Consider the following 16,928-nt stretch of genomic DNA (forward strand, 5'->3'; position numbering starts at 1 on the left):
TGCATACTGCCTCCCAAGCTCTTGCCATTGAGCGGCAAGCGAGCGCTCAACCTTCCTTGGCCGAACGTGTTTCGAGGCCCAAAACTCGTGCCATACTTGGCCTCATGCGGTTGAATTTCCTATCCGTTCATCCATCATTCTGATAGAGGCATTCAGTATTGCTCGACGTATTACCAGGATATCCACCGCCGGCACCGGCTGGTTTGCTCGATGACGGACGGATACGATTGCTACCAGAATGCCTTGGCTGAGCGGGTCAACGGCATCCTCAAAGGGGAGTTCTTACTCAATCGTCCCGCGGACTTGCCCCAAGCAGCAAAAATGGTGGCGCAATCGGTTCGCATTTACAACAAAGAACGGCCACATACGGCTTTGAAATACAAAACGCCCGATGCGGTGCATCGGGCGTCTCTGTTGCAATAAAACCTGTCAACCTATTTTAGGACTGGACACTGAATTTACTGCCGAATTTATTGCTGGATCAGGCTGACGTGGGCCGCGACCACGCGCCATTCGTTCTCAAGGCGGACCCAGGTCTGCATTTGGCGGCCGGGACGCGCCGAATCGTCGGCCGTGAATTCCGTGCTGACGACGGCATAGTCGCGTCCGAAGGTCGTAATCACCGTGCGCTGCAGCAGCCGTGAAGGATGCACAGGGGCGCACGCCTGCCGGTATTGGCGGATCGCCTCGCCGCCCAGCAGGTTTTCCGCGACGCCGTAGCGCACCGTTTGCGGCGAATACCAGAACCAGCGATCCAGCGCGGCAATATCGTTGCGCAGCAGGGCGTCTTCGTAATCGTGAAATGCGGTGCGGACTTCTTCGACGACGTCAGGCAAGTTGATTTGCATGGAAATTCCTCTTGAAAGTGAATGTTCAGCCCAGTAGCTTCAGCAGGGCGTTCGAATCGGTCACCGCGCCGAAGACGCCGCCCTGCATCTTGATCATCGACAGGGCCGCCAGATGATTCGCGTGATCGGTCGCCGCGCAGCAATCGGCCAGCAGCAGGCATTCGAAGCCGCGGTCGTTGGCTTCGCGCATGGTGGTATGCACGCAGACGTCGGTGGTGATGCCGCTCAGGATCAGGTTGCGGATGCCGCGTGTGCGCAGAATCAATTCCAGGTCGGTGGCGCAGAAGGAGCCCTTGCCCGGCTTGTCGATGACGATTTCGCCGGGCAGCGGCGCCAGTTCCGGGATGATTTCCCAGCCGGGCTCGCCGCGCACCAGGATTTTTCCGCAAGGGCCGTCGTCGCCGATGCCGACGCCATTGGTGCCGATGCGGCGCGAGCGCCAGCGTTTGTTTTCCGGCAGATCGGACAGATCCGGCCGGTGGCCTTCGCGAGTGTGGATGATGGGATAACCGCCGGCGCGCAAGGCCCGCATGACGCGGCCGATGGGGCCGATCGGCGCGCGCGTGAGCGCCAGGTCGTAACCCATCTTGTCGACGTAGCCGCCGACGCCGCAGAAATCGGTTTGCATGTCGATGACGATCAGCGCGGTGTTGGCCGGCGTCAGATCGCCGTCGTAAGGCCAGGGGTAAGGCTCGGCATGGATGAAAGAGGCAGGCATCGAATTCTCCGCTTGGATTCAGGTTTGCGTTGCATGAAGATAGGCGCGCCAGCCGCCATGGAGCGTGATGTCGAGCGCGCCTTCCAGGCCCGCGGGTTCGCAGATAAAGCCCTTCACGCATTCGCCGTTTTGCAGCATCAGCGAGCCGATGCCGAGCGGCGCCGGAACGGCGGCCACCACGGCACCGAAGTTGCGCAGAGGCAGTTCCCAGACTTCCACGGCGATGGCCGCGCCGCCCGTTGCCACGCGCGCCAGGCCCGGTTTGGGCGGCTCGCAGGCGGCCAGGGCGTACAGGCGATATTCCGGACTGGTCGATGTCGCGGCCAGCAGCCTGCCGCCGGCTTCCAGCAGTTGCCAATTCAATGGCTGCCCGTGCAAATGGGCGCCGGCCACGGCGAGTTTGACGGTGGCTTCATTGAACGGCAGCGGTTCGGCGGCAATGACATCGGCCTGCGCCTTCCCGCCAAAGGCTTCCTGAAGCCGCGCGCCGGCATGCGCCAGCCGGTGATCCGATCCGGCCGGCCCGATCAGCGTCACGCCGGCCGGCAAGCCGTCTTCCCGCCAATGGGCGGGGATCGCCAGCGCCGCCATGTCCAGCAGATTGACGAAGTTGGTGTAATAGCCGAGCTGGGAATTCAGCGCGACCGGATCGGCCCGGACCGCGTCGATGGTAGGGAAGGTCGGCGCCGTCGGGGTCAGCATGAAATCGACGTCCTTGAGCAGATGTTCGGCCCGGCGGCGCAAGTCGGCCAGGCGATACTGCGCATTGAATGCATCGACTGCATTGAAACGGTCGGATTGCCCCAGAATGCTGCGGACTACCGGATCCATGCGGTCGGCATGAGGGGCAAAAAAATCGCCGACCGCCGCGCGCCGCTCCGCCACCCAGGGTCCTTGGTAAAGCAGTTGCGCCACTTCCGCAAACAGAGGAAACGGTACCGGATGCAGGCTCACGCCGGGCAGTTCCCCGATGGTTTTCAGAGACTGCTCGAATGCGCGCTGAGCACGGCGATCGCCATAAAATTCCGGATGTTCGGGAACGGCGATGCGATAGCCGCCGCATTTGACGCCCAGCATCGGCGGCGTGCGCGAGTAGCCGTCCGCCGGATCGTATCCGGCCGCCGTCTGCGCTATGCGCCATGCATCGCCGACGTCGTTGGCGAAGATGGAAACGCAGTCCAGCGTGCGGCAGGCCGGCACCACGCCGCCGGCGCTGATCAGGCCGCGCGTGGGTTTGAGGCCGACCAGATGATTGAACGCGGCGGGAATGCGTCCGGAGCCGGCGGTATCGGTGCCCAGCGAAAACAGCACCTGCCCCAGCGCGACCGCCGTTGCGGAGCCGGAACTGGAGCCACCCGATACATGCTCCGGCTTGAACGCATTGCGTACTGCGCCGTAGGGTGAACGAACGCCGACCAGGCCGGTGGCAAACTGGTCGAGGTTCGTTTTACCCATCAATACCGCCCCGGCCTGCTGGAGCCTGGCGACCGCGAAGGCGGTCGATTCGGCGATGCGGGCATAATCCGGACAGGCAGCCGTGGTGGGTATGCCCGCCACGTCGATATTGTCCTTCACGGCGAACGGGATGCCGAACAGCGGCATCTTGCGGAAAACCGCCTCGCCTTCTTCCCGCAGCATGGCGTCCAGCACCGCGCTCTGCCGCATCAAGACATCACGCGCAATACGGGATATCCAGACTTCGCCGCGTTCGGACGATTCGATGGCGGCCCTCGATGCGTCGATCGCTTCGCTTGGCGTGATCTGCCGGGCGGCATAGGACGCATGCAGTTCCGGAATGCTTGAAGCGTCGCGCTTGTTATTCGCAGCTTCGGGCATGGCCGGGGCCGGCGATATGATGGGCGATTGCATGAAATTCCGGGATCAGAAATGATATTCGGCGCGGATCATCGGCGTCTTTGCCAGCGAACCCGGCACCGAGGGTGGATTGCCGAACTTGTTGCGCCAGTATTGATATTCGAGGCCGAGGCGGAAGGTCTTCGGCGCGGCGCCGACGGCGGAACTTACATCGAACATCAATTCCATGTCGACATTGGTTTCCGGCGCTGTCGGGCCGCCGAATTCATTGTTGCCCTTGGCGGCGATATACAGGCCATATCCTTCGAACGAGACCGGAACCGGCCCCAGCGCGCCGACCGGAATCGCCCATTCGGCGCCGAGCGCCGGATGCAGCTTGTAGGTATAGCGCCCGGCCACGCCGACCGGCGCATTGCTTTCATAGAGCAGAAGCAGATCGAAGTTGAGGAAGCCCGGCACATTCATCATCAGGGTAGGCCCCAGCACCAGCATGCGTTTTTTCGACTCGTAGCCGACGTTGTTCTTGGTATTCCAGTCGAAGCCGGCGGTAACGCCGACGCCGCGCACCGGCCCGAACGCCAGCGACTTGTTCGCGATCTTGCCGATGTCGAAAGTGTTCCGGTAGACGATATAGGCTTCCTGCGCGCCGCTATTGGTTCCCGTTCCCGGATCGGCCGAATTCGATTCGAACAGGTCGATATTGAAAAACTGGGTGCCGTATTTGTATCCGCCCGCATGGGTCAGCGAAAAGACGTCCTTGGTGATGTCCTTGGAGTTGTACGGCTCGGCGAACTTGGTACCGTGCCGATAACCGATGGAGGTGTCGCTCCATTCCTCCGCCGACGCCGCGCCGCAGGCGCCGAGCGCCCATAGCGCAAGCAGGCAGGCGGCGCCAAACGGCGCGCGGTTCGCGCGAATTGCGCTTGTTTGGCGATGTATGTTCTTGAGTAGGCTTTTCATAAAATATTCCCCCATGGAGCAAGGTTTGGTTACGGGTTTGACAGCGTGTTCAACAACAATGCGAAACTGTCCGAAAGCCAGACAAGGGGCGTGAGCCGTCCTCAATCGTCAGACTGATTTCAGGAGGACTTGGAACTTGCGTGGCGGGTGTTTGGCGGATGCGGTATCCGCGGCGAGCTCGGCGGATCAGCTCATGGCGATGCTCTTGGCAATGACGGCGATGGGGCCGCCGCCGGGCGGTCCCTGATGCTCGGCGCCGCCGGAAATGTAGACCGAGCCGCAGCCCGCGACCGAGGCGACCAGGCCGCCCACCGCGGCGCGCGCATGGCGGGTGCAATTGATGTCGGAGTCGTCCAGCATGGTATGGCGCATGCCTCTGATGAGTCCTTCCGGCGACGGCTCCGCTTTTGCAAATACGTTCAGGACGCGAGCGCCGGCCTCGCCGCTGAGTACGCTGGCCGCATCGAAGCCCACGCTGTGGAAGGCTTCCAGCACGCCGCGCAGATCGATGGCGTCGCGCATGACGGAGTGTCCGATGATGTTGTCGCCGGCAGCCGATGCGCTGTTTCCCATCACCACGATGGCGTTGCAGAACAGTTCGACGCCGGCGGAGGTCGATGCGACGGAAGAATAATGGCTCCAGTTCGAAAGGACGGCGCTTTCCAGCGCGGCCGCTTCGTCGATTTCGCCCAGGCCCAGCGCCACGCCGAGCGCGGAGGCGCCGCGGGAATAGGCCATCGACGCATAGGAGTCGGCGGTAACCGTGGCATGGCCGCGCCGCTTGGCGTCCTCCACGCGCTCAGCCGTCAGCAAAGGGCATTTGATCTGCACGAAATGCACATCCGATACATCGGCGATGCCGGCGTCGGACATGGCTTCCCGCACCGCCTGCGCGGTTTCCGCGATCTGCTTTTGCGTTCCCAGTTCCTCCGGCAGGAAATCCCTGGTGTGCGCCACGCCGATCGCCAGGCGCTTGCCGCCGCTTTCCTTTTTCGCGACGGCGCGGCGCACGAAAACGGTGGCGTGCGGACTCAGCACGCCTTCGGTGCCGCCGGACATGACCAGCGCCACGCGCGATTCCACCTCATCCCGGGTGCAGCCCAGATATTCGGCGAGCGCGGCCGCGAAGGTCTTACTCGCATATTCGCGCGTGAAATCGTTCACGCCGCCGTTGCCTTCGGTCTTGCCGAGAATGGCCACGATGTCTTTCGGATCGATCCTGCCTTCTCCGACCAGTGCGTGCAGACCGCTGATATCGCCGGGGCCGCGCATTTGAATTCGAAAAAGATCGACTTGATGGACTGTCATTAACTTCACTCCAATTCGGCGCTATGCCAGAAAATTAAACGTTGTTCCAACCAGCTGATCGCATGAAACAGCACAATCCCGGCGCCGGCTGCGGCAAAGATGGCGGAAAACAGGATGTCGGTGTCGAGATGCGATGACGAAATCATGATCAGATAGCCGAGGCCATGCGTTGCACCGACGAACTCGCCGACGATGGCGCCGACAATCGCCAGCGAGGATGAAATCTTGAGCGCAGAGAATAGGTAAGGAAGGCAATACGGAATGCGCAGTTTGCGGAATTCCTCTCCCCGCGATGCATGAAGGGAGCGGAACAGTTCGTAATATTCCGCATCCGCCGCCTTCAGGCCCTTGACCGTATTGACCAGCACCGGAAAGAAGCAGATCAGCGCCGCGGCGGTGATTTTCGACCACCAGCCGGTGCCCATCCACAGCACCAGCAAGGGCGCAATGGCGACCAGGGGCGTGGTCTTGAGCGTGATCGCAATCGGAAACAGGCCGCGCTCCAGCATCGGCGAACGCACGAACAGCAGGGCGATGCAGAATGCAAATCCGCTGGCGATGAGGAAACCGGTCATGGCTTCCATCATCGTATAGCCGAGATCGGCAAACAGATTCCGGTCGATCGCCGCGAAGATGACCGACGGCGGCGGCAATATGTAGGCGGGCACGTCGAGCGTCCTGACGGCGGCTTCCCACAGGCACAGGGCGCCGATCAGAAAGCCTGCGGGAATGAAAGAGCGCAATTTCATGACAAGCTCCTGACGAGTTGGCGGACCTGGCTTACCGATTGCATGAAAGCCATGTTTTCCTGGTCGCGCGGATGCGGCAGTTCGATGTCGACCACTTTTGCCAGGCGCGCCGGACGTGGCGCGAAAACGAAGATGCGGTCAGACAGCGCCACTGCTTCCGGAATCGAGTGGGTCACCATGACGATGGTCTTCAGGCGCGTTTCCGTGCTGCGCCAGATGGCCAGCAGTTCTTCGTTCAGCGCATCGCGGGTCAACTCGTCGAGGGCGCCGAAGGGTTCGTCGAGCAGCAGAAGATCGGGGTCCGACATCAGCGCGCGCGCCAGCGCGGCGCGTTGCTGCATGCCGCCGGAGAGCTGGTGCGGATACGATTGTTCGAAATCCGTCAGCCGCACCAGCGACAGCACCCGCTTGGCGCGCACGATATCGATGTCGTCGACACGGCTGCCGCCGCGTTCGATTTCCACCGGCAGCAGAACGTTTTCCAGCGTTGTCCGCCACGGCAGCAGCAGCGGTTTCTGAAACATCAGGCCGACACGCAGTCCCGCATTGTCCTGCTTGCTCTCGACGGCATCGACGTCGCCCAGGCGCACCGAGCCGCTGGTCGGCGCGATCAGGCCGGCAATGGCGCGCAGCAGCGTCGATTTTCCGCAGCCGCTCGGTCCGAGCAGCGAAACGAACTCCTGCGAGCGGATGGTGAAATCCATGTTTTCAATCACCGTCAATGCGCCGAAGCGGATATGCAGGGCATTGACGGAGATGGCCGTCGGCGAAGGCGCGCCCTTGTTCAGAGGGGCGCCGTTGACGCAGGCAAGTGTCGGCGAGGTTTTCATGGCGCGAGGAACTTGGTTGTGAAGGCCTTGTTCAGATCGAGCGGGCCCTTGAGGAAATTGCCCTGGATCAGCAGATTCTGCAGCGAAGTCCAGTTCGCCAGCTGCATGGAGCCGATAGGCTGCGCGTCCGGCTTGAGCAGCGGGATGCTGTCTTTCATCATGGTCAGCTCATGGGGATAGCTGAGCTTGCTGTCCTGCTTGACCGTCAACTTCGCGGCTTCTTCCGGATGCGCCACGGCGTCGGCCCAGCCTTTGAGCGTCGCCGTCACGAAGCGCTGCACCTCATCGGGGTGATCGCGCACCATGGCTTCGGTCGTGAACAGCGTATCGGCATAGAAATCCAGCCCATAATCCGCCGGCGAGATGATGTCGACGTCGAATCCTTTTTCACGCGCGGCGATCACTTCGTTGTTCAGATAGCCGGGCCAGACGTCGAGCTGTTTGGTGAGCAGCGGCGTCATATCGAACTTGACCGGGATCTCGGTCAGGCTTTTGCTGGATACGCCGGTTTTCTTGAGCAGGGCGCGATAGACCAGTTCTTCATTGCCGCCGACCTTGAGGCCGATTTTCTTGCCGACGAATTTGGCCGGCGTATCGATGCCGCTGCCTTTGAGCGAAAACAGTACGAACGGGCTCTTGCGGTAGATCACAGCCAACGCCACCACCGGCACGCCCTTGCCGCGCGCGATCAATATCTGGTCGGCGCTGGTGACGCCGAATTGCTCATTGCCGCCGGCCACCATTTGAATCGACGGAAAGTCGGGCCCGCCGGGCTGCACGGCCACATCCAGGCCGGCGGCCTGATACAGCCCTTTTTCCTTGGCCACGTAAAAGCCGGCGAATTGCGCCTGGTTAAACCATTTGAGGCGCACGGTGACGGAATCGGCGGCTTGCGCCGTGAACGACGAAGCGGCAATCATTGCGCCGGCGAAGACGGACAACCAGATGTTTCGCATAACGATCCTTTGCATTGGTGGAAGAAGATGAATGAAGTTTAATCACTCCATGCGCGCTCATCTAGCATTAGAATTAGCGCATTGCGATGCCAAAAACAGCGCACTCGCCGGATTGCCCGGCGGTGGTGCGCGGGCGGCGCAATCCTGGTGCGGCTGCAGTCGTTCGAGGGCGTTTATGGGGCGCTCCAGCCTGTTTTTTGGGGCGGGCCGCGGAAATTTTTATACAGGCTGAATCATGGAAAAATCCACCTCCGGAGAAACTGCCTCCGGGCGTCAGGCAAATGCCGCCAAAGGCGTGCTGAGGCCGCCGCGCATTCTCATTTACGTCAATGCCGTCGCGCGCCACGGTTCCATCCGCAAGGCTGCCGAATCGCTGCACATGGCTTCCTCCGCGCTGAACCGGCGCATACTCGATCTGGAAAACGAACTCGGCACCACCCTGTTCGAGCGGCTGGCGCGCGGGGTGCGCCTGACGACGGCCGGCGAGGTCTATATGAACTACGTGCGCCGCGCGCTGACCGATCTGGAATTGGTCAGTTCGCAGATCGAGCATCTGCGCGGCCTGGTGCGCGGCCGGGTGCGGATTGCCGCCACGGAATCGGTCGCCGGCCGTTTATTGCCGGCCGCGATTGCGAAATTCCAGCTCAAGCATCCGGGGGTGTATTTCAACGTTGTGATCGAAGCCGCCGGCCGCCTGCTGGATGCATTGGCGGCCGATACCGCCGATCTGATTCTGACGCACGATTTATATAACCGCTCCGACGTCAGCATTCTCGCCGTCGCCACCCAGCCGTTTTGCGCGGTGGTGTCGCAGGATCATCCGCTGGCTTCGCACGCAACGCTGCGTTTGCGGGATTGCCTGGCCTATCCGATCGCGCTGGCCGACGAGTCCCTGGCCGGCCGGGGACTGATCGACCGGGCGCTGCTGAAGGCCTCTTTTCAGTTCGAGCCGGCGCTGGTATCGAATTCCATCGAAACGATGAAGGCATATGCCCGGCTGAGCCAGGCGGTGTGCTTTCAGTTTCGGGTCGGGACGGCGTTCGATGCGGATATGGTCTCGATCCCGCTGACCGATCCGGGACTGGCCAAGACGGAGTTGTTCCTGGCCATGCGGCGCGGCAGATCGCTGCCGGGCGCGGCGGCGGCTTTTTCCGAACATATGTCGGCAATTTTCGATGAGATGGCGTAACGCCTGACAGAAGGCCTACGGGATTTGCTCCCACGCCAGGTTCGCGCGCACGGCGCCGCGCAGCGCATTGCACACCACGATTTCCTCGGCATTGCGCAAGTCCTCCAGCGACAGGTCGCGTTCGCTCGCATTCCATGCAGGATCTTCCAGCAGAACGGTGCGCATGACGCCGGGCAATACGCCTGCCCGCAACGGCGGCGTGTACCAGCCATTCCGCAAACGGACGAACACATTGCTGCGGCCGCCCTCGGTGATCTGTCCGTCCTGGTTCACGAACAGCTGATCGAAGCCGCCGCGCTGTTCTGCTTCCTGCCAGGCGCGGTCATAGGCTTCGCGCACGGTGGTTTTGTGGGCGATGAAGAAATCGCCGCTGTCCGTATTCTCCGCGGCGATGAACAGCCGGACCGGCTCCTGCAATGGCGCCAGCGGGGCGGAAGCCAGTGCGACGGCGCCGTCCTGCGCGAGCGTCAGACGCATCCGGTACGGGCGTTCGTCGGCGAGGGCGCCGGCGGCCTGTTGCAAAGCGCCGCGGACGGCATCGATATCGCAGGAAAACCCGCAGGCCGCTGCCGAGCGGGAAAGGCGCTGCAGATGCAGCCCGAGATGCCGGCAACCGTCGGCGCGCGTGGCGTAAATGGTTTCGAACAGCAGGAAATCCTTCGGTAGCCCGGTCAGAAAACGCGCTTTCAATTTGCACTCCTCGAATTCGTCCGCGGCGACGCTGTCATGCACGATGCCTGCGCCGATGCCCATTTTTCCTCGCCGCAGTCCGTTTCGGGGCGCGTCCAGCATCAGCGTGCGTATCGGCACCGACAGGCAGAAATCGCCAATGGCTTGCGATGGCGATGGTGATGTCGATGCCGATGCCGATGCCGGCGCATCGAACCAGCCCAGCGCACCGGTATATATGCCGCGCGGTGCGGTTTCGATCTCGCGGATGATCTGCATCGCCCGCCGTTTCGGCGCGCCGGTAATCGAACCGCAGGGATACAGCGCGGCAATCGCTTCGGGCAGATCCGCATCCGGCCGCAGCCGCGCCTGCACGGTGGACGTCATTTGGAGCACGCTTTCGAAACGCTCGACCTTGAACAGATCGGTCACCCGGACCGAGCCCGTTTGCGCGACACGGCCCAGATCGTTGCGCAGCAGATCGACGATCATCAGGTTTTCGGCGCGGTTCTTGGGATCGCCGGCCAGCGCCGCGGCGCGCTTTTCGTTGATCGCCGCAGCGATCGCCGCATCAGCGTCTTCGGCGGCTGCGGCGGTGCCTTTCATCGGCTGCACGGTCAGCGTGCCGGCGTCGTGGCGCATGAACAATTCCGGCGAGCAGGAGATGACGGCGCGGCCGTCCGGCAGGGCGATCAGCGCGCCGTAACGCGTCGGCTGGCGCTTGCGCAATCGGCAATAGAGATCGAGCGGCGCGCCGCGCACGTCGAAATGCAGCCGGTAAGTGTAATTGACCTGATAGCAGTCGCCGGCGGCGATGTACTCGCGGATGCGGGCGATGGCGCGGTCGAAGCCGTCGCGGTCGGTGTCTGCCTGCAGATTGGCGATATGGGCCGGGGTTTGGCGATGCTGCTCCAGCCAGTCGCCCAATTGCCGCAGATCGAGGCGCCTGCAGTGGGCGAACAGCAAAATTTCGGGGGTATCCGTTTTCCGTGATTGAAATGCCGTGTCGTGTCGTCGATGGCTTGGTGGCGCAAAAGCGTGTTACGTGATTGACGCAAGTGTTATGTATTGCTATCATAAATCCGTGTTCAATGATTGATGGAGTGCAGCAACATGACCCTCTTTGATGCGCTTGGCTTCCGATGGGACAGATCGGCAGTGCCGACTTCCGTTCCGGCTCACTCGCTTGAGCGGGTCTGCTTCCGCTTCCACAAGATGCTGCCTGAGTTTGTGTGGGATGCATCGGTGCTCGAAGGCAACCCCTTCACGTTCCCCGAAGTCAAGACGCTGCTGGATGGCGTGACTATCGGCGGGCGCAAGATTTCCGATCAGGAACAAATCCTGAATCTCGCGGAAAGCTCCAAACGTCTGCTGGCGATGGTCAAGGGCGGTCACTTCTCCATTTCCAAGCCGGTATTCACCGAACTGAATAGCATCGTCGCCCGCAAGGAAGCCTTGGAGTGGGGTGTGTTCCGTGGCGAAGGGCAGGAGAAAAACTACACGCCGGATGTCGGCCTTGGTGAGCATGGCCGCTATACCCCGCTGCCGACACTCCCCGGAGCACCGGAACTGAACCGAGTGTTCAGCGAAGGCGTGACAGCACTGCAAGAGTGCGAACCATTTGAACGTGCAACGGCGTTCTTCCTGTTCGGCGCCTTGCAGCAGTTCTTCTTCGACGGCAACAAGCGCACCTCGCGCTTCATGATGAACGGCGTGCTCATGTCGCATGGCATCGACGCCATCAGCGTGCCAGCGGCCAAAGCGCAGGAGTTCAACGAGAAGATGGTGCGCTTCTATCTCTCGAAGGATGCCACGGAGATGATGGATTTCCTCGCCGGGTGCCACCCGGATGCAGAGGCAATTGTTCCTCCCCCCGAGGAAGATCGAAGCCACGACAGCGGAATGGAGCCGTAATCATGCAATGGATCAAGCTGACCGACAGGATGCCGAACCCGGACGAGCATGGACGGGTGTTGATCTACACCGAGGGCCACGACTTCAACGGCGAACAGGTGTTTGATGTGCAGGCAGAAACACTGAACGAGTGTTTCTATGCCGATCCAGAGGATCAACCGGAGGAATGCAAGGTTGCATCCCACTGGATGCCCCATCCGTCCAATAACGGCAGTCCGAACTGGACGGGCGAACAAAAGGCAGCAAACGCACTGCACGACCTGATGGACGCCCTGCCTACCGGAACGCAAACGTCCATGACCGTGTTTCGGCCAGAGGTGAACGGTCAGCAGGTAGGTGCGGTCAAGGCGCTTTTGATGGCCGACAACTCGGACGATCTGCGCGCAGCGCAGTGGGTTATCTCCCACGGATCGGCCAAGCGGGGAGTCGGCGATGAGTGAAGCACTTGAGCGAGTGATCTCAGAACAGCAGAAGGAAATCGACCGGCTGCGCCTGCTGGAGAAGAACAATATTGAACGTTGGCAGCACGAAAACAAGGCGGTGGAGCGGATGGCGTTGGCCGCGTTCAGCGTATTGAATCACCCCGAAAGCCCTGAATGCCACTTTGAACTCAAGCAGGCTGTCATGGCGATGGGCTTCTGCCCACGTTGTGAGTGGCGTCCGTGCGAATGCGAAGGTCAATATGACAACTGATTTTGAACTGACGAAAGAGCAGGAAGCCATGTTCCAGCCGGGATGCTTCGTTGTCCTGCATCCCGACAGCAAACACCAAGATGCGGGCCGTGTTGGCAAGATCGTCAGCCGCAAGGGCAGCGAGATGCTGGTCGAGTTCTTCTCGGACGAGTTGATCGGAAAAAGCGAATTCAGCCTGATTCCGCTGGGACATTGGGCACCTGTGCCGGACTTCTTCGTCGAGGAATATGAACCGCGCGCCAAGAAGCGCGGCTGGCGCGTCACCGAGCGCGGCATGAAGATGTTCCGTGATCTCGGATGGGGCTACACGGCGGCCACGGAGGGCAAGGCATGACCACCGAGCAGGCCATTCAGGACGTGGCGATGATCGCTCGCAACGGGATTGATCGCGTCATCGAGCTTGAGCGTGACAAGGCACGCCTACAGGCCGAAGTCACTCGGCTGCGAGAATTGTCGGACGAAATGTTCGCAACGATTGTTGCGGCGCTATCGCTGGCCCCGCAAGACTGCGGCGCATACGGAGTGCTGGATGAGGCAATCAAAAACTTACAACCCAAGGTGATTCGTGGCGCAGAGGTGACATCGACTTTATCAGCCCGCGCACGCGCCGGTTGATTCAGGCATATCAGGACGGCGATTCGGTTGCTGCAACGGCATCCATCCTGCTGGCTGAACCGCCTGTACAACAGCACTGGGAATAACCATGACCAAACGATACTCCACCTGCCAGACAGTGGGCGAACTCCGCGAAGCGCTCAGCGGCATACCTGATGACGTGGCATTGTTCGGTGACGGGGAAGAAGATCGTTACGTTTCTGTCACTGTCGATCTTGATAAGGTAGCCGGAAATGCTGTTTGGCTGGAACCGGGGCCGCTTGTAGCAGAGGTAATGGACCGTCTCATCGACGCAAGTGGCGCGTATTGCAATGGCTACGAAGCTGCGCGACGAAACATTCCTGAAAACGAAGCGGTCGCTGACGCGAGACGCTCATATGGCGAGGCATTGGCAGGGCATTTCCAATTGGGATATGCAGAGTATCGCAACAAAGCGATTGATGGAAAAGCCTGACCATGCCAGCCAACATCCTCAATCTTCCCTGCTACAAGGTATTGGGCATCCAAGAGAACGAGCATGATTACCACATCGACGTTGAAACGCTGCACGCGCCAACGTCCTGCCCGCATTGCCAGTCTGCCAACCTTGTCGGCTTCGGTCGCCGGGAACAGATGGTCAAAGACCTCCCGATGCATGGCCGGCGTGTCGGCCTCTACATCGACACCCGCCGCTACCGCTGCCGCAACTGTGGCAAAACGTTTTACGAGGGGCTACCCGAGATTGACGAAAAACGCTTGATGACCAAGCGGCTGGCGCAATGGATGGGGAAGCAAGCCATCAAGCGCACCTTCGCCAGCATCGCCGAGGAAGTTGGCTGCACGGAATTTACTGTGCGTGCTGTCTTCAATGACTACGTGAATGAGCTTGAGAAGACCATTCGCTTCGAGACGCCAAAGTGGATGGGCATCGACGAAATCCACCTTATCAAGCCGCGTGGCGTCATCGCCAACATCCAGAACAACACCATCGTTGAACTACTGCCGAACCGCAACAAGGACACCGTGGTTCGATTCCTGCACCACTTGGAAGGCAAAGAGCGCATCCAGTACGTCGCAATGGATATGTGGACGCCATACCGCGATGCTGTTCGGGCGGTCATTCCGCAGGCCGAGATCGTGGTGGACAAATTCCACGTTGTTCGCATGGCGAACGATGCGATGGAACGGGTCAGAAAGAGCTTGCGCGAATCTTTGACACCAAAACAACGTCGCGGGTTGATGCACGACCGCTTTGTATTGCTCAAGCGCGAGCGCGACCTGAATGACAAGGAACGGTTGAACCTCGACGGCTGGACGAAGAACTACCCGGAGCTTGGTGAAGCCTACCGACTCAAGGAGCAGTTCTTCGGCATCTACGATGCCGAGTCACCAGACGAGGCGCAAGCCAAGTTCATCCAGTGGCAGAAGAGCATTCCGTCCGAGATCGCAGACGCCTTTGCCGACATCGAGCGGGCGTGGGGTAATTGGACGATGCCGATCCTCAACTACTTCAACCACCCGGTCACGAATGCGTACACCGAGAGCTTGAACAGTTTGATCCGCGTGATGAACCGATTGGGGCGTGGCTATTCTTTCGAGGCGCTGCGGGCCAAGATTCTGTTCTCGGAAGGCGCTCACAAGCACAAGCTGTCGCGCCCGAAGTTCGAGCGCAGGCGTGAGCCTGAGCCAGTTGAAATGGGTTATGGGCTACCCGGCAACATCAGGAATTTTGAGGTGTGTGACTCCTTTGCACGGATGACGCCGAAGCCGCCACCTGAGCCGAAGCCCTACGTCCCGAAATCAACAGAATCGGGAAAGCCGGGAAAGAACTACGGCGCGGACATTTCAACACTCATCCGCATGATCGAGAGCGGAGAGCTATGAACCCGTTTCAATCACGGAAATCGGATAGCCAAACAAGATAACTAATATTATCGTTGCGAAACGAGCCTAGCGTCGACTGGAATGCCGGAGGTGCAAGTGCAGCGCAAGAAGAAAGGGAGCGTTGGGAGGGGAAAACAGACCAGTCAGCAAGTAACTGATTTAAAAAGAAAAATTGAATGCAATCGACCGGAAAGCCGCGTCAGCTCTGGATCCACCTACCGTCGCAAATTGCACGGGAATCAAAGAGACCCCTAGTAGCGTCGCCGGAAATCTCATACTCCCGGTTCGCCACCCCCGTTGTTTCAATTCGAATCCGATGCGTGCCTTGCTCAGCCACGATGCGGAAAAAGGTCATCGGGCCTAGCGTCGCCGCCAGACGGTCGTCGACGAAGACTTGCGAAACGGTGTTGCGCTGTTGTGCGTAGGGCCGCAACACGTAGATCGCCACTTTTCCAACCGGTGCTGAATTGAGTGTACGGGCCTGTGCCGCCACGACTTCCTCTTCGACCGGTACTTCAACGCAGTGGCTGGACTGCAGCAGAATGGTACAGTGGGCGACGCCCGGATGTGTATGGGCACAAGCAACCAAGATCGGAATCGCCACGAGTGCGCTGACATAGGCGGCGATCTTGCTGTGCCTGGCGTGCACCACCTTGGTGGCCTCAAGTAAATTAGACAGAATAGACATCATTAACCTCACCCATATCAATACCTTGAAGATGACGCGCATACCCCACCGAACTGGGGCACTCCGTCACACGACTTAAGCGATCTCACCGAAAATCGAAGGAATTCATTTTCTGCTTTCATTTTTCACACTTTTTATCCGAGTGAATAAGTAGACCGCAGATCCCAACTCAGGGGGGATCAGCATTTTCGCTAATTCTGCTGCCTCCACCATCTCAAAGTTCTCTTGTTCAGAATAGGCTCCCCAACTTCCACTCGCCACTTGATACTGGCTTCCGATCATGATGTAGAGCTGTACGCTGGATGTCTGAAAAATATGATGCTCAAACGGATTTTCTGCCGGGGGCCACGAACACACTACGACTTCTGGCGCATACCGCTCAAGGGCAGAGACCGCATCGCATTTCACTACGTCAGAGGGATACTTTATCCGGTGGCCCCAACTGTAATCATCGGTTGCGGTAACCTTCACTCCACATCCCTTTAAGAAGCGTGTCAGAGTTCCGTCGCCCGCACCTATTTCCAGCGTTTTTCTAGGGCCGATCAGCTTTGCAAGAGTCCTGACGAAATCGCGACTGTAAAAACAGTAAATCCCCTTAGACGATACCAACGGCATCAGAAGCTCCCGCTGGCCCAACAAGGGCCAGATCAGCCTGAATAGTCGCAAGCTGACCATCTTCCGTTCCAACCCGCGGGAGAATAGCAGCCACTGAGCAAGCCCCCCGTTCCAGAAGTTGAAGCGCACTTTTCCTCTGGCATTTCCGCTTGCCAACGACAAACTGCAGTCCTTCACGGCCAAGCAAATCATCTGATATCGAACCTGCCTGTATGTCGCCTCCCACATGGCCTTTGTTAGCACCTCTTGCCGAAAACCCTTACGATGCCGTGGCCACTCGGGCGGATTCTCTGTCAGTCGCCTCAAATCCTCGGGACTGCCTGTTGTAATCACTTCGTTCAATTGCTGCTGGGCGATTTCCCATTGTTCTGGAAACTCATTACAGAGATCCATCAGTTTGGGTCTGGTTGCCAACCAGCGGACGATATCTTGGGGCGTCTTCATCATCTATAGACGTGAACATACATATCCCGGGCCGTCTGCCAAGCATTCCATCGA

At 59.9% G+C, this 16,928-nt stretch carries 19 protein-coding genes and 1 pseudogene; 9 read left to right on the top strand and 11 right to left on the bottom strand.

The window, feature by feature from the left end:
- Nucleotides 1–129: 129 nt before the first annotated feature.
- Nucleotides 130–423 (top strand): annotated as a pseudogene (locus FYB76_RS19280) (integrase core domain-containing protein); the annotation flags it as partial.
- Between the two features lie 47 nt (nt 424–470).
- Here the strand turns inward: FYB76_RS19280 and hpxZ are convergent.
- From hpxZ to FYB76_RS19320, 8 genes are all read right to left on the bottom strand, one after another.
- Nucleotides 471–848 carry an oxalurate catabolism protein HpxZ gene (gene hpxZ / locus FYB76_RS19285; RefSeq protein WP_154134737.1) on the bottom strand — a complete coding sequence of 126 codons (378 nt, stop codon included), beginning with the start codon at nt 846–848 and terminating at the stop codon, nt 471–473.
- Between the two features lie 25 nt (nt 849–873).
- Nucleotides 874–1,566, bottom strand: coding sequence for a cysteine hydrolase family protein (locus FYB76_RS19290; protein WP_154134738.1), 693 nt, complete (start codon nt 1,564–1,566; stop codon nt 874–876).
- 18 nt (nt 1,567–1,584) lie between these two features.
- Nucleotides 1,585–3,435 carry an allophanate hydrolase gene (gene atzF / locus FYB76_RS19295; protein WP_229297030.1) on the bottom strand — a complete coding sequence of 617 codons (1,851 nt, stop codon included), beginning with the start codon at nt 3,433–3,435 and terminating at the stop codon, nt 1,585–1,587.
- Between the two features lie 12 nt (nt 3,436–3,447).
- The gene (locus tag FYB76_RS19300) at nt 3,448–4,341 is read right to left on the bottom strand and encodes an outer envelope protein (protein ID WP_229297031.1); all 894 of its coding nucleotides are present in this window, start codon (nt 4,339–4,341) and stop codon (nt 3,448–3,450) included.
- A gap of 186 nt (nt 4,342–4,527) precedes the next feature.
- Complete coding sequence (locus FYB76_RS19305; protein WP_154134739.1) at nt 4,528–5,649, bottom strand: ring-opening amidohydrolase; 1,122 nt, start codon at nt 5,647–5,649, stop codon at nt 4,528–4,530.
- A gap of 5 nt (nt 5,650–5,654) precedes the next feature.
- Nucleotides 5,655–6,398, bottom strand: a complete 744-nt coding sequence (locus tag FYB76_RS19310) for an ABC transporter permease (RefSeq protein ID WP_154134740.1) — start codon at nt 6,396–6,398, stop codon at nt 5,655–5,657.
- Nucleotides 6,395–7,228: an ABC transporter ATP-binding protein gene (locus FYB76_RS19315; RefSeq protein ID WP_154134741.1), complete on the bottom strand. Its 834-nt coding sequence runs from the start codon at nt 7,226–7,228 to the stop codon at nt 6,395–6,397. The genes FYB76_RS19310 and FYB76_RS19315 overlap by 4 nt, the downstream gene beginning before the upstream one ends.
- Nucleotides 7,225–8,184, bottom strand: coding sequence for an ABC transporter substrate-binding protein (locus tag FYB76_RS19320; protein ID WP_195724678.1), 960 nt, complete (start codon nt 8,182–8,184; stop codon nt 7,225–7,227). Before FYB76_RS19320 ends, FYB76_RS19315 begins: the two co-directional genes overlap by 4 nt.
- A 235-nt stretch (nt 8,185–8,419) precedes the next feature.
- Between FYB76_RS19320 and FYB76_RS19325 the strand changes: the two genes are divergently transcribed.
- Nucleotides 8,420–9,373: a LysR family transcriptional regulator gene (locus FYB76_RS19325; RefSeq protein WP_154134743.1), complete on the top strand. Its 954-nt coding sequence runs from the start codon at nt 8,420–8,422 to the stop codon at nt 9,371–9,373.
- Between the two features lie 15 nt (nt 9,374–9,388).
- Here FYB76_RS19325 and FYB76_RS19330 read toward each other — a convergent pair whose 3' ends face one another.
- Complete coding sequence (locus FYB76_RS19330) at nt 9,389–11,008, bottom strand: chorismate-binding protein (protein WP_154134744.1); 1,620 nt, start codon at nt 11,006–11,008, stop codon at nt 9,389–9,391.
- Between the two features lie 147 nt (nt 11,009–11,155).
- Here FYB76_RS19330 and FYB76_RS19335 point away from each other — a divergent pair, with 147 nt between their 5' ends.
- The 7 genes from FYB76_RS19335 to FYB76_RS19365 all read left to right on the top strand — a co-directional run bounded on the left by FYB76_RS19335 (nt 11,156) and on the right by FYB76_RS19365 (nt 15,127).
- Nucleotides 11,156–11,956, top strand: coding sequence for a Fic family protein (locus FYB76_RS19335; RefSeq protein WP_154134745.1), 801 nt, complete (start codon nt 11,156–11,158; stop codon nt 11,954–11,956).
- Nucleotides 11,957–11,958: 2 nt separating this feature from the next.
- Nucleotides 11,959–12,396, top strand: a complete 438-nt coding sequence (locus FYB76_RS19340; protein WP_154134746.1) for a DUF551 domain-containing protein — start codon at nt 11,959–11,961, stop codon at nt 12,394–12,396.
- Complete coding sequence (locus FYB76_RS19345) at nt 12,389–12,649, top strand: hypothetical protein (RefSeq protein WP_154134747.1); 261 nt, start codon at nt 12,389–12,391, stop codon at nt 12,647–12,649. Before FYB76_RS19340 ends, FYB76_RS19345 begins: the two co-directional genes overlap by 8 nt.
- Nucleotides 12,639–12,983 carry a hypothetical protein gene (locus tag FYB76_RS19350; protein ID WP_154134748.1) on the top strand — a complete coding sequence of 115 codons (345 nt, stop codon included), beginning with the start codon at nt 12,639–12,641 and terminating at the stop codon, nt 12,981–12,983. The genes FYB76_RS19345 and FYB76_RS19350 overlap by 11 nt, the downstream gene beginning before the upstream one ends.
- A complete protein-coding gene (locus FYB76_RS19355; RefSeq protein WP_154134749.1) occupies nt 12,980–13,264 on the top strand; it encodes a hypothetical protein in 285 nt (94 codons plus the stop codon). The genes FYB76_RS19350 and FYB76_RS19355 overlap by 4 nt, the downstream gene beginning before the upstream one ends.
- Nucleotides 13,265–13,352: 88 nt before the next feature.
- The gene (locus tag FYB76_RS19360) at nt 13,353–13,718 is read left to right on the top strand and encodes a hypothetical protein (protein ID WP_154134750.1); all 366 of its coding nucleotides are present in this window, start codon (nt 13,353–13,355) and stop codon (nt 13,716–13,718) included.
- Nucleotides 13,719–13,720: 2 nt separating this feature from the next.
- Nucleotides 13,721–15,127: an ISL3 family transposase gene (locus FYB76_RS19365; protein WP_154134751.1), complete on the top strand. Its 1,407-nt coding sequence runs from the start codon at nt 13,721–13,723 to the stop codon at nt 15,125–15,127.
- A 199-nt stretch (nt 15,128–15,326) separates the two neighbouring features.
- On the opposite strand, the gene FYB76_RS19370 is transcribed toward FYB76_RS19365, so the two are convergent.
- Nucleotides 15,327–15,857, bottom strand: coding sequence for a hypothetical protein (locus FYB76_RS19370; RefSeq protein WP_154134752.1), 531 nt, complete (start codon nt 15,855–15,857; stop codon nt 15,327–15,329).
- A gap of 63 nt (nt 15,858–15,920) precedes the next feature.
- On the bottom strand, nt 15,921–16,877 hold the full coding sequence (locus FYB76_RS19375; RefSeq protein WP_050470055.1) for a hypothetical protein: 957 nt from the start codon (nt 16,875–16,877) through the stop codon (nt 15,921–15,923).
- Between the last annotated feature and the right edge of the window lie 51 nt (nt 16,878–16,928).

It is taken from the genome of Herbaspirillum sp. CAH-3, assembly GCF_009668275.1.
GTDB classification, from domain to species: domain Bacteria; phylum Pseudomonadota; class Gammaproteobacteria; order Burkholderiales; family Burkholderiaceae_D; genus Herbaspirillum; species Herbaspirillum aquaticum.